Genomic DNA, 13,226 nt, shown 5'->3' on the forward strand with positions numbered 1-13,226 from the left:
AACAAGCAGATGATCCGAACGGAATACTTAAAGGCGAGTATCCGAGCGAAAGTCGAGCACCCGTTTAGAATACTGAAATGCCAATTTGGTTTTCGCAAAGCCATCTACAGAGGTCTGCCTAAAAATGACAACAAACTTGCCGTGCTGTTTGCGCTTGGAAACTTGTTACGAGTGGATCAGATGATTCGTTCTGCACGGGGGTAATCCGCCTGAACGATGAGTTGGGGCGCTCAAAGCTCCGAAATAGCGAAAAAATCGCGATTAAAAGGCATGTTTGAAGTGTGGTTGGTGCACAGAACAAGTCAGAGCGAAATTATCTGACTTGTTCGTAGTATCCATAACCGAGGCAAGTTCTTTCGGATGCTGATCGATCACTTCATCGGCCACAATCAGCAGATCAATCACAGCATTCGGTGCCTGGCTAGTATCAAACAACCGACTGAAACCCACCAAACTCTCAAGCTCGACCGAGGTTGGCGGGTAGGTAATGGCCGCATCAGCATGGCCTGTCATCATAGCAACCGGCATTTCGCCCTGGGGGACAGGCAACAAGTCAATCTGGTCAAGTTGCAACCCACTTTTTGACAGGGCCATCGCCAATACCAAAACATTGGCTGAGCCCTTTTCCAAAGCAAGACGTTTTCCTGCCAACTGTTCGAGGCTGGTTATCTCATTACTTGCAACGATCATGTCCGCTCCAACCGATCGGTTAAGTACCAGAACCGCGCTGGCCGTTCTCTTTCCAGAGTGGTTAATCGCTGCGAGCTCAGCCAAGGTACCGCCCAGCATATCTACCTGGCCACGATTGAAGGCCCGAACAGAATCGCTTAAAGAAGCAGTCTCAACAATTTCCAAGACGGATGTGTACTCCCGCTCTTCGACCACTGCAAAATAGCCGTAACCTGGCCACGGATTGACTGCGATCCTCAATGTTTTCAATTCATTCAAGTCTTCACAACCCATGAGAACAAGCATTACAAGTACACACGCCGTTCGAAAACAAATCCTTATGCTCAAACTAACTCCTTTCTAATAACCTTAAGGCAGATAAAACGGCATTTCTGTAATCATATATGGCAAATAACTTCTCGTAAGCTATCTCCATATCACCTCTTGCATGTGCATCAACCAGCTGCTCTCCAGCACTGTGTAAATGTTCGTGAGCAGTTAACAATTGGGTGAATTCAGGCTTATTTTGAAAACGGACTTGCCCATTATTTTCTATCCATCTACCAACGTTACATTCGCTGGTATGCAAAGCCGGTAAGGAATCGGTTTCACCCTGCAACCACGACTCAAGTTGGTTCACCCAGTGTCTGTGCTCCACTTCGGCGTGCAGTAGCGGCAAATTATGAAACTCTACAGGCTTTTGTACTTTCCAAGTATTAGGCGCCTGCCAGTGGCTAACCCAGCTATGCAAGTCTCCCGCCTTCATCGGTCGAGCAATACCGTAACCCTGTCCACACTCGCACCCTAATCGCAGCAGCAGTTCACCATGCTCCTCAGTTTCTATACCTTCAGCAAGCACCTGTAAGCCAAAGGCCTGGGACATACCAACAACACCGGAAATAATGGACAAATCATCAGAGTCGTCCAGCATGTTGCGGACAAAACTCTGGTCAATTTTCAAAACACTGGCCGGCAAATGTTTCAGATAAGAGAGAGAAGAGAACCCTGTACCAAAATCATCCAGTGCAAACCGTACCCCTAGTTCACGACATTGCCGCATTACTCGGGATACTTTATTCAGATCATGCAAGGCACTACTTTCCAAAATTTCAATTTGCAAAAACCGTGGGCTAATACCTGGATGCGCCTCAAGCTCAGACTTAAGTTTGCTAACAAAATCGTGCTGGAGAATTTGAAGGCTGGTTACATTCACACTGACTTCAAGAGACAAGCCCTGTTCATGCCAAGCCTCGGCTTGAGCCACTGCTGTGTGAATCACCCAGTCCCCAAGCTCAACTTCCAATGGATGGTCCTGAATTGCAGGCAAAAACATATTGGGTGGCATTAATTCTCCGGAAGGTGGCTGCCAGCGGATAAGCGCTTCCACTCCCAAAACGGTGCCCTTTGCCATATTGACCTTCGGTTGGTAGAAAAGTACGAATTCTTCGTTCAATAGCGCTTTTTTTATTGCCTTAAGTCTGCCCGTCAGTGCCAGTGTTTTCTGCTCCCATTGCACATCATATTGCTGCAACCGGTTTTTACCCTGCATTTTGGCTTCAAAAAGAGCTTGGTTGGCCTGCCGCAATAGCTGATCTTCTGAAACTTTGTTAGGCTGAGGATACTGCGTAACACCAATACTTGCTGTGACCTGAATCTGTACGCCCGAGACAACCAAAGGCTCGCCTACTCGCACTAGTAACCGGCGAAACAACAAAAAGTGGTCATCATCCAGCCTCATTTTAGGTAACAATATGATGAACTCATCACCACCATTACGAGCGATAAAGGCTTCCTCACCACACACTGCACGAGTCCTTTGACTGAGTGCCAACAACACATCATCGCCAAAAGCTGTACCCTGTCGTTCATTTACTTCCCTAAAGTTATCCAAGTCCAGTATTGCCAGAACCAGATGACAACCATTCTGCTCACAATGGTTTATTGCCAGTTTCAACCTTTCTTTCAGCGCTCTGTTATTTGGTAAACCGGTCAAATCATCTTCATACGCTAATTGACGCAGCTGCTCCAGATACATTGTTTTATCTGTAACATCCTGGATAGTCCCTTCAACAGCTACCGGTTGACCATCAGGGCCTGTTTCAAACTGACCACGAACTTCCAAGTACTTGGTTCGCCCTGACGTAAGGCAGATTCTATGCTCCGTATACAGGTTACCCGCAATGCTTTTTGCCTTCTGGAAAGCTTGGTGGGCTTTTTGACGATCCTCAGGATGAACCATTTCAAAGTAGCTATCATATGTCGGCGTTGAGCTCGTCGGATCCTGCTCAAATATTCGAAAAACTTCCTTAGACCAAAAAGTTTCACCGTCACCCAATTGATAGCTCCAGTGCCCCAGGTGAGCTTGCTGCTCTGCCCGCTCCAGACGTTCCGTTTCAAGCATTTTTTGTCTGTGCACTTGCCTGTGTTCCAGAGCAATACCCAACAAGTCACTCATCAGTTCTAAGAATTGCAGAACATCTGGCCCCCATTGCCGCTCTTCCTTAACAGAGTCGTTGCCTAAAAACCCGACAATGTCGCCACATATCCGCAACGGATATACGCAAACTGACTTGATTGATTGAGCTTCCAGAATGGTTTGTTCAGCATGATCCTGAAGGGGCATATCGCTGACTCGCGGAATCAGCACATAACCAGTGGTTCGCAATTGATGCCACCACCACGGAGTTAGGTTAGAGGGTAGATTCTGAAGGTTATTAATTTCGGCATTGATGCCATCTGCACACCACTCGTGAGTGTTGCTCATATATCTGCCATCGCCGCTCACAAGAAAAACATAAGTGCGATCTGCGCCCAAATAAACACCAGCTCGTTGCAGAGCTCTCTCTATTGCAGTATCAAAATCTTGTGGGGACGAGGCCATAAAGTCTGAGGCAAAATCACTTATTATCAATCGGGTATCTCTTTCCCGCTGTAAAATAAGCTCCTGTGTTTTACGCTCAGTTATATCCATCTGGGTACCAACTACTCGTAACGGCCGGCCTCCAAAATCACGAGCAATAACTTTGCTACGGCACTGTACCCAGCGCTCGTTCCCATCACTATTAATAACCCTATGCTGATGGCTGAAAACATCGGTCTTACCCAACAAATGTTCAAGGAACTTATTTTTCAGGACGGGCCAATCGTCCGGGTGGATGGCCTGTCCAGGCTGAGTAAGCAAATCGAGCGCTTCATCAGGACAGATTGAATCAAGTGCGTCTAGGTCCATATCCCAGAAAGAGTCGTTGGTCCCCCCCAAGACTGACTTCCAATGGTCTTCCTGTTCTATGAGTTTCTTTTCAGCCACCTCTCGGGCATACGCTTCTCGCTGTAAAGCTAAGGTGCGACCCGAAAGTTGCTTGTACATACTAAGCACACTCTGGATAAGGCCCGAGGCTTCACCGCTCATCGCTTCGCGCGACGCCTTTTTGGCCTCAGACAAAGGCCTCCCTTTATGCACCTCAAGCAAAGCAACTGCCATGCTCTTGTCATCGTGCAGAATATGGTGTGCCAGCCAGCTCACCAAAAAGGAAAGCAGATCATCAACCCCTGCCAGACTGGCAGTATTTTCAACTTGAGCCTGCATGGCGCGTACTTTGTCTACGAACCCATCATGTGAGCGGTGGTGCCTGGCAAACCACTCATCATCCTCGAACACTTCTATCCATAATATTTCTTCGGAATCAAAATGATAAGCTGCATAGTCAACAAGGCCATCAACAATTGACTTTAACTGGTTAGGCTCCAGACCAAAAACATACTGGTTAGCCAAACTGTTAAGTAGCTTAACCAACTGGAGATGTTGCTGATCAATCGTCTGGATACCGGTTTCAAAGCTTGGGTTCCAAGGAACGATATCGAAGCCAAACGGGGATTCATGTGAAGACATGGGAACCTAATTAATGATTATGATTTTTATGCAGTCTAAATTTCAGCTCTGCTCATTGCACTAAATCAGTGCATCCTAAATGACAAGGTGTCAGTGCTACGTCCATTCTTTCATGTCGGATCATGGCAACATATTTTTTGGTTTGACCATAGCGTGAAACACTAGCCTTTTTGAGTTCCTTTCACTACCTGATACTACTCAAGGGCGTTCATGTAGTGGTCTGGTCATTCTGGACGTCCAGGTACCTGCTAACCTTCTTGGGCAACCCCCTGAAGTAATCGATCAACTACTCCCGTCAACTCCTGATGCTGAAAGGGCTTTTGCAACACAGCGTCCGCACTAGTTCCAAAGCACGGTTCAAATCTGAATTGCTAAGTGCTGAGACTACAAGCACTCTAGTGTTTCTGATCTCGCTGGTAGAGCGGATGAAGTCCAAAACCTGAAAACCATCCAGGCCTGGCATACTCAGATCCAACGTAATCAGCGCGGGACGATTCTGCAGCAGCTTTGTGCCCCCCTGGAAACCGTCCGTTGCCACATCCACCTCGTAGCCGCCTGAGCGCAGAATTCGGCTGATCAAGCGCGTAATAGCAGGCTCATCATCCAATACCAGCACACGACAATTGTTTTTGGGGGCAAATTCTGGCGGAATTGGCATGCCATGCTGTTCAAGAAAATTGACAAAGTCTTCAACCAGAACCCGGTTGTTGCCTCGCCCAGGCAATCTGAAGCCCTTCAGCTCGCCACGCTCGATCCATCGTATCACCGTGCGAAGATTCACATCACAGATTTTGGCGATTTCGCCGGTAGTAAGTGTTTTCATATGTCAGCTTTGAAATAGTATCCATCTAGTTGTGCACTTTTAAGAACAAAAGCCACATGAGACATGTTCTACAAGCTAGACTCATTGGCCTGCCTCGGACAGGTAATATGACAAGAGCCTGATGCTTGGTCATAGCGCTCCCTACTACATTGAGATGCAGCAGTTGTGACTTTAGTCTGTGGCTGCTCCATAATGAGTTATTGTTTGAAGCGATTAACTAATTCGTGCAACTGTCCAGACACACGCTGTGACTGGCGAATACTTTCAGCGCTTTCTTCTGTTCTGGCCAGGCTGCGTTCGGCCAGCTCGGAAATCTCTTTCACCTGACGGTTCACCTCCTCCGATACCAGCGCCTGCTCTTCAACCGCCGCGGCCATCTGCTCGGACATCGCCGAGATCTGATTCACCGCCTCGGCGATCCCTTGCAGCATGGACTCCGATTCAATAACCCGCTGCAAGCCGGTTTCGGCATCTTCCGCCCCTTCTTTGGCGACGTTTACCGAGGAGTTAGCCTGCCCGGTCAAACCTTCAACGATTTTGCGGATGTTCTGCGCCGACTCGCGGGTATTGCCCGCCAGTACACGCACCTCATCAGCCACTACCGAGAAGCCGCGACCATGATCACCGGCACGGGCCGCCTCGATCGCTGCATTCAAGGCCAGCAGGTTGGTTTGATCGGAGATATCCTCAATGGACTGAGCAGCGTGGGCGATCTCACTGGTCTGCTCAGCCAACAGATGCACTGCCTGACCGATCTCGGAAACGGTGTTACGCAGCTCTTCTATAGAGGTACAGGTGATGCGGGCAATCTCGCCACCCTGCCCGGCCAGTTCTCTGGAATGCTTGGCCTGACCCTCGGTTTTCTGAACGTTGTGCGAAATTTCGTGAATCGCCAATGACATCTCGTGCATGGCGGTCGCTACCAGCTCGGTTTGACGGCTTTGAGCCTGCATCTCCTCGCGGGCGGTTTCGGACAGTTCCAGCCCCAGCCGCGACTGCTGCGCCACTTGTCGGGACGCATCCTCAATACGGGTCAACACCGCATCCAGGTGTGCACGCAGGCTCATCACCCCCACCATGATATTGCCGGTCATACCGTGCTGGTTGGTGTAGGTGTTCGCTGCCAGAGGGTGCATGAACACACCGTGCAGCTCCTTGCTGATCAATTCAAGATCATGCTTGTGGTGCAGGAACTGAATACCGCCGAAGATCAACAGGGCAGCGATCAACCAGAGGGTACTGGCCAGCGGTGACAGCCAATAGGCCAGCGCTACCGCCGGTACGATAAAGGCCAGCGCGATCAGGAGTTGCTGCAGATAGCGCGGCACTTGCAACTGACGACGCTTGCGATTGACACGGGCGTACAGTTTCTCGGCCCGCTCCACATCCTTGCGTGCAGGACAGGAGCGCACGGATTCATAGCCCACTACCTTGCCTGCTTCGGTCACGGGGGTCACATAGGCGCTGACCCAATAGTGATCGCCGTTTTTGCAACGGTTTTTGACCAGCCCCATCCAGGGGCGACCCGCCTTGAGGTGGTTCCACATCACCTCGAACGCTTCCGCCGGCATATCCGAATGCCGCACCAGATTATGATTCTGCCCAATCAGCTCTTCGCGGGCGTAACCGCTGATTTTCTGAAAGGCATCATTACAGTGAGTGATCACACCCGACAGATCGGTTGATGAGATCAGCTTAACATGCGCATCAAAATGCTGTTCACGCTGAGTCACGGGGCCATTATTTTTCATCTCGACTACCTCAATTACGCCATAACATCTGCTGCCTGGCTAGAGAGCCAGCGCTGTTCAAATTCATTTGCAGTAAGCGGATGGGCAAAGCAGTAGCCTTGCCCATAATCACAGCCAATCCGCTTCAACTCGTTCACAATTGCTTTATTTTCGATCCCCTCCGCTAGGGTTTTCATACCGAAAATATGCGCAGTGGCAATGATGGTTTGTACGATCGCTCGGTTTGCCTGATCACAGTCCAAGTTGCGTACAAACGACATATCGATTTTCAAAAGGTCCGCATCAATATCTTTCAAATAATTCAGCGATGAGTGACCGGTACCAAAGTCATCAATGGCCAGAGCAAAACCTTTTTCCTTAAGATAGTGCAGCATATTGATGGCCTCCTCGGGGTCGCGCATCAAACCGGTCTCGGTCAGCTCCAATTCAAAATCACTCGGTGAAACACCTTCTTCCTCTAATAACAGCAACAGATCATTGGCAAAGCGACTATCATCCAAGTCTCGTGCCGACACGTTTACAGCCAGTTTTATCTGAATCCGACCCGGAACAATGAAACCCTTTTCTTGCCATATACGGCGCTGATGACCTGCCATTTGCAAAACCTTTCGAGTGACCATGTAGATCAACCCTCGCTCTTCAGCCAGCGGTATGAATTGGTTGGGACTGACCCAGCCCAGCTCGGCATCGAACCAGCGTAATAATACTTCCGCACCACAGAGCTGGTCCGTGGCAAGGCACACTTGCGGCTGAAACCGCAACTCCAGCCCTTCACCCTTTACCAAAGCGGCTTCCAGCCGGCGCGCAAGATAGGCTCTTTCTCTGATTTTCAAACCCAGCAGTGAATCGTAAAAGCACACTTGATCGGTGCGCGCTTTGGCCTGATGAAGTGCAATATCGGCGTGCCGTAGTAGGGTTTCGTAGCTGTCTCCGTCGTGGGGCGCCAACACAACGCCAAAGCGCTGGTGCACCGTCACCTCCCCGCCCTCAACTTGGAAAGGCTCAGTAAATGCCTGATTGATACGCGCCACTAGTGAGAGCACCGCATCACCATCCGGCACAAAACAGGCAAGGGCAAACTCGTCACCTGTAATGCGGGCCAAGGTTCCACCGACAGTCTGTTCCGGCCGCCCCAGCAAATCCATTTCGCGGGTTGTTTGTTGCAACCTCAAGCTGACCGCCTTGAGCAACGAATCCCCCACCTCATGCCCCAGAGTGTCATTAATCTCTTTAAGGTTAATGATGTCCATGTAGATGAGACTAAGCGTGCGCCCCTCTCGCCGCGCAATAGCCAGCATTTGCTCAACCTGCTCGCCCAGCAAGTTGCGATTTGGCAAACCAGTCAAACTGTCGTAAAACGCGAGCTTCTGAATGTGTCGGGTCTGTTCATCATACAAATTCTGCACGTCATCACGGGCATTAACGATGGCACATTGACTGGCATAGCTGTACGCATCAAGTGCCAGAGTGACATCCAGCAACACTAGCTTGTTCAGTGCAGTAAGCACACTAGAGATCTGGGCCGGACTATCGGCCTGTTCATGCTGCAACGCCTTGCTGAAATGATGCAGGTAACTGCCGAAGGCACCGGTATACCACTCGGGCTTCAAGCCGATACGTTCATGTGCTATTCCGACCGCCAAACGATCAAGCGCATAATCGTAATCATAATGACCTGACAAAAGACGCTCGAAATATCGGCGCTGAGTATCTTTTAACCGCACACGCGTAGCGTCGTGCTGCAACAGATCCGCCACGGCATCAAATTGCATCAAATGATCATAGAAAGCCTCTATCAACTGATCGCTGTAAGTGTGCATGCGCGGCTGCAGCTGTTGCAGCAGCCTCTCCTCGTCAAGTGTCAGCGCAATGAAACGCTTGCGTTGCTCGAAACTTTCGTTACACAACCCGATAGCGGCGGCCACATCACCGACTGGAAGTAAAGCTCTGTCCATCTCAGTCATCCTTCTTTTTTACCAAACGGAGCTGCGGCTGAAGGAGCTCAGTAGTATCGATTGCCTCTATGTCGCACTCGCGAGATATCTGATTCAATTTCTGCAGCAGGTCAGAGGCACTTGCCATCAACAGATCGTTCAGCAACACACAGGTATGAATCGGATTATTAGCCATGCGTATCACACCGTTGATTCTGAATTGCATCCGCTCAAGTTTCTGTCGCTGTGCTTCAGGTTGCTTGGCAATATGTTGCTCAATCAGCTCCGTTCTCAGTTGCTCCAGCGCCACGGGATCGTTCTGCGCCAACTTACAAGCGAATCAAAGTCAGGAATGCTGGTTGTAATAGGGTGTCTATTCATAATCCATCCGCTACTTGCGAATGCCGAGCATGCTGCAGGCGTTTTCGCAATCCTCATAAATCATCGGTAAAGCATGCACCAACTCCAGCAAGGGTAAGTGAACCCCACCCCAAGCTTCAGAAACGACCTCAGTTTCGATGCGATGTTTTAACGCATCCTCCCCCAGTTCGGGCCAATCCCGATTGGCCGCCAGGAAGAAACTCAGGCCATCGGAAAGTTGGATGATAATCAAAAGATCGCTTAACTTTTTAGGAGCCTTGGGGTGGCGCACTGCTTCAGGATGATGGTGATAACGCACAATGTTGCTTAACAGCGCAGGCAGGTGCATTTTTTTGCAAGCTATTTGACCTACCACTGTGTGCGTAAAACCCAGTGTGCTCTGCTCGGTAGATATCAACTCTGCTGCCGCCCCCCAACCTCGAACATCTGTGTCTTTAAGTGCATCGGGCGCAACCTGAAGCATCACAAACCGCCCCAAGTCGTGCAGTAAGCCAGCCATGTACGCAGTCTCGGGTTTTACGGTTGAGAAATAAGATGTTCGTGCCAAAAACAATGCTATATGAGCCACCTCTAACGAGTGACGCCAAATATTACGTTGTTCGTCCTTAGCCGGAACAAATACCCGCGCCACCGAAATAGCCATTAATAACTGCAAAATATTGTTGGAACCCACCCGTACCAAAGCCATCTCAATGCCCTCAACCGGGCATTTGCCCATACAGGCTGCTGAATTGGCATAGCCAATGATCAAACTAGCCAGCGGTGGATCATTCTTGGCAAGTCGTACCATGTCATCGAAGAAGGTTTCGCTGTCAGGGTCTGATTTCATAAGTTCGAACATGACTCCTGGCAGAAGAGGCAATTGCTCCAGCCTCTCCTCTACATTTGCAAGTGTGATAATTCCAGCTTTAGAGTCTTCCATTTCAACCTACATCATGGTCATATTTTTCATATATAAACTATGACATTTTAAATGTAGATTTCAATCACTATAGGTGCGTTATTTTGTCGCATATCAACAACAATGCTTAATATCCTTAATGCAGCTACAGCAGTTCGAAAGGATGAGCAGAGCTGGAATAAAAGAATGAACTTGCAGTGAGTGTGGTGTCACTCACGACTGCGATGTGAACGGGGCCAAGAACATTCTTGTGGTCGGGCATGGCCGTTCTGTAGAGGAAACCCTCTTGCTTTAGCGCGGGGAGGGTGTCATTAAGCAATTTTGCGCGAGAACCATCGCCCAATCGGGCGGTGAGGAAAGCGCACACCGCGAGCGGTGTTGTAACACCGATTCAACCACTGTGGTAATATACACCTGAATCAGTGACTTCATCTGTCGTTGCGGTGCCACTGTCCTGAGTATGACCGTGCCCTTTAACACCGCTCGATCTTATCCGGATTCTGCCGCCGCGTCTGCGCTACTGCAGTATCATTCACCGTCTTCTCCGACGTTTTTTGCTCTGAATGCTATCGGGAACCACAAAATATCCTGCCATGCATGGCGCTTTGTGGCTTGGCGGTTGAACGAGGTGAGTTAAGCCGAGCGGATCAGATCGACTCGTAGATGCAACCGAACGCCCTGAACCCGGGGCAATGTTGGCCAAAACGCAGGTAAAGACGGCGGCCGCTGCTGACCAGGCGGCAGGCCATATACATCAGCTCCTGCATGACGGTCTTCAGCCGCCGACGTTTGGCCGGATGACGCACCGGCGCATCCGGTCCCAGCAGTACGCGCTGTCCCATCCAGCGCAATAGGTTGTAGCCCAGTACAGCAAACGCCATGACTAGGTCGTTGGTATCGAACTTCCCTGATGGCAAACGTTCGAGATCCAGATCAGTCTTGAACTCACTGTGGAACTGTTCGCTGGTGGCGTGATCCTGGTAGAGCGCAATCACCTTGGCATGATCCGCCGCGTCCGGCTTGAGCGAGGTCGTCCAGCCTTCCAGGCTCACCTCGGGCTCCAGAAACAGCTGCCCTGTACTGTCACTGTGGCGCACTGTCACCTTGACAATCAGGTGGTCGTCAGTGCCATCCAGCCGCTCGCTCAGCAGCGTTTCCATTTTGCCCGGCCGAGTATGGCACCAGAGTGCGCCAGCCGCATGAGCCTTGTCAACCCAGGCCAAACCGTCTTGCGAGCGAGGGTTCCACTTGATCAGGTAGTCCACCCCGTGCGTACGGAAGTACGCGCGGTTCTCGGCGGCATCATGGGCGCTGTCAAGCCGTACCAGTAGCGGTGCATCGGTCAGCTGACGCACCCGAGGCAGCACCCGGTCGAGGGTGTGGATAAACGCCTTGTTGGCGTGTTGGTTACCCGGTCGCAGCTCACAGCCCAGACACCAGCCCTCCGTGCCCAGGTAGGCCGCGATGGGGGCGTAGCCGTCGTGCCCCTTGTAGGTGTAGGCCACGCCCTCTTTCTTAGTGTTGCTGTTGTCCATGGGGAATACGTCTATATCCAGCGGCGCGTGACCGGTGGCAAGCGTGCCGACAGGTACAGACGCCTTGCACAGAAACTCGACACTGGCTTCATCCAACAACGGGATCAGTGCCCTGGCATCTTCATCGAAACGCTGACGCAGCCGAGCGGATGAAGGTGATTGCTTGATGCCCATGGCCGCTTTGAAGAAGGGATCATGGCGTGCGTGCTCGACGGCTTCGAAGTCGCTCTTGCCCAGGCAAATCAACCCCAGGTAGGTGCGAATGAGATCGATGTTGGCGATGCCATGGCGCTTGACGATGGTGCGCGAGGTCTTAGCCAGGGAGGTCATTCTGTTGACACTGTGGCCAACCAGCGCCAGACCGCCGTGGGGTGTGATAATCTCGGTTTTGGACTGTTCCAGCTTGAAGGTACGCATAGTCAGATATCACTGTCTGGGTGAATCGAGAATGGCGTCCATTTTACCGCCGCAGGCCGCGTAGTTACAGGTGTGTGGAGATGCGAGCTGAGTTTTAAGTCACGGAGTCAGGTACTATGCTGATTGGGGCTCAATCGATGTCTACATCAAGCTACCAGCAGGAACGCTCCCTGAAGCTTTACTTGGCTTTTCAAGTGATGGGCTTCATGTTCACGAAAACGATGAGTGGCAGTTGCTGATTTTTTCCCTTGAGGAGTATGACGAATATTTTGACGATGAGTATGCCGACCAATTTTTCCAGCATTTAGCAGGGTTACGCAGCGGGTTAATGTAAGGGGATTGGCGCCTTGTGTACTTTATGTGGCTCAAAACGTTTGATTTTAATGATGACGTTGAGCGAGTGCCGTTAATTCAATTCGATTTTGAGCACCTCAATGAAGAGGAACAGGCGTTTGCAGCGCTGTATGATATTCCCTTAGCATTGGTTAAGGCACTCGCCATGGTGCTGAACGCACAACCCAGTCACCAAGCCAAACAAACCCAGTTTCAGTTTGATACATGGCTCCATAGTCTCTCAGAGGCAGAGAAAGACACGCTATTACGCGCGCTGTTTGAGCAAGGCCAGTTAACCCGTCACCAAGCTTTAGCGCTGACGCGAAAAGAACCTGTCAACACAGACGAGAACTATCAATACTGGTTAACCCCCGAGGTAATTTCTCCTTTTATCGAGCAAGCCCAAAGCCAATTACAGCAAGAGCAAACCGCAGCGCTCGCGAAAAAATTAGCCATCGAAAAAGCAGAAAAAGAAAAAGCGTTGACGGATATCTACAATCGGCGTGAGCACTACTGGCAGCAAGCACAAGAGCAAGCGGATCGCACTTGCGCCAGTGGTTACGATGCGGCATCACGCTATTTGCATCAGCTGT

Annotated in this window: 9 protein-coding genes and 1 pseudogene; 2 read left to right on the forward strand and 8 right to left on the reverse strand. The window is 50.4% G+C overall.

Translation table 11 applies throughout. From position 1 onward, the window contains the following. The coding region (locus ASC49_RS19335) for a transposase (RefSeq protein ID WP_342667559.1) at positions 1 to 204 on the forward strand (204 nt) is incomplete at its 5' end. 57 nt (positions 205 to 261) lie between these two features. On the opposite strand, the gene ASC49_RS19340 is transcribed toward ASC49_RS19335, so the two are convergent. The 8 genes from ASC49_RS19340 to ASC49_RS19375 all read right to left on the reverse strand — a co-directional run bounded on the left by ASC49_RS19340 (position 262) and on the right by ASC49_RS19375 (position 12,300). Further along, the gene (locus ASC49_RS19340) at positions 262 to 948 is read right to left on the reverse strand and encodes an ABC transporter substrate-binding protein (protein ID WP_162265226.1); all 687 of its coding nucleotides are present in this window, start codon (positions 946 to 948) and stop codon (positions 262 to 264) included. Between the two features lie 70 nt (positions 949 to 1,018). Continuing rightward, entirely contained in the window at positions 1,019 to 4,558 is a 3,540-nt protein-coding gene (locus ASC49_RS19345) for a bacteriohemerythrin (RefSeq protein ID WP_055464855.1), read from the reverse strand. A gap of 295 nt (positions 4,559 to 4,853) precedes the next feature. Next, positions 4,854 to 5,381: a response regulator gene (locus ASC49_RS19350; protein WP_245624793.1), complete on the reverse strand. Its 528-nt coding sequence runs from the start codon at positions 5,379 to 5,381 to the stop codon at positions 4,854 to 4,856. Positions 5,382 to 5,578: 197 nt separating this feature from the next. After that, positions 5,579 to 7,132: a methyl-accepting chemotaxis protein gene (locus ASC49_RS19355; RefSeq protein WP_055464856.1), complete on the reverse strand. Its 1,554-nt coding sequence runs from the start codon at positions 7,130 to 7,132 to the stop codon at positions 5,579 to 5,581. Between the two features lie 14 nt (positions 7,133 to 7,146). After that, positions 7,147 to 9,087, reverse strand: a complete 1,941-nt coding sequence (locus tag ASC49_RS19360) for a putative bifunctional diguanylate cyclase/phosphodiesterase (protein ID WP_055464857.1) — start codon at positions 9,085 to 9,087, stop codon at positions 7,147 to 7,149. Position 9,088: 1 nt separating this feature from the next. After that, on the reverse strand, positions 9,089 to 9,394 hold the full coding sequence (locus ASC49_RS19365) for a DUF3135 domain-containing protein (RefSeq protein WP_072242200.1): 306 nt from the start codon (positions 9,392 to 9,394) through the stop codon (positions 9,089 to 9,091). 63 nt (positions 9,395 to 9,457) lie between these two features. Beyond that, positions 9,458 to 10,369 carry an HDOD domain-containing protein gene (locus ASC49_RS19370; protein ID WP_055464859.1) on the reverse strand — a complete coding sequence of 304 codons (912 nt, stop codon included), beginning with the start codon at positions 10,367 to 10,369 and terminating at the stop codon, positions 9,458 to 9,460. Between the two features lie 626 nt (positions 10,370 to 10,995). Next, a complete protein-coding gene (locus ASC49_RS19375; RefSeq protein WP_055464860.1) occupies positions 10,996 to 12,300 on the reverse strand; it encodes an IS1380 family transposase in 1,305 nt (434 codons plus the stop codon). 358 nt (positions 12,301 to 12,658) lie between these two features. On the opposite strand from ASC49_RS19375, the pseudogene ASC49_RS19380 reads away from it, so the two are divergent. Further along, positions 12,659 to 13,226: pseudogene (locus ASC49_RS19380) on the forward strand (hypothetical protein); the annotation flags it as partial.

Origin of the sequence: Marinomonas fungiae, from assembly GCF_001418205.1 — a bacterium.
Classification (GTDB): Bacteria; Pseudomonadota; Gammaproteobacteria; order Pseudomonadales; family Marinomonadaceae; genus Marinomonas; species Marinomonas fungiae.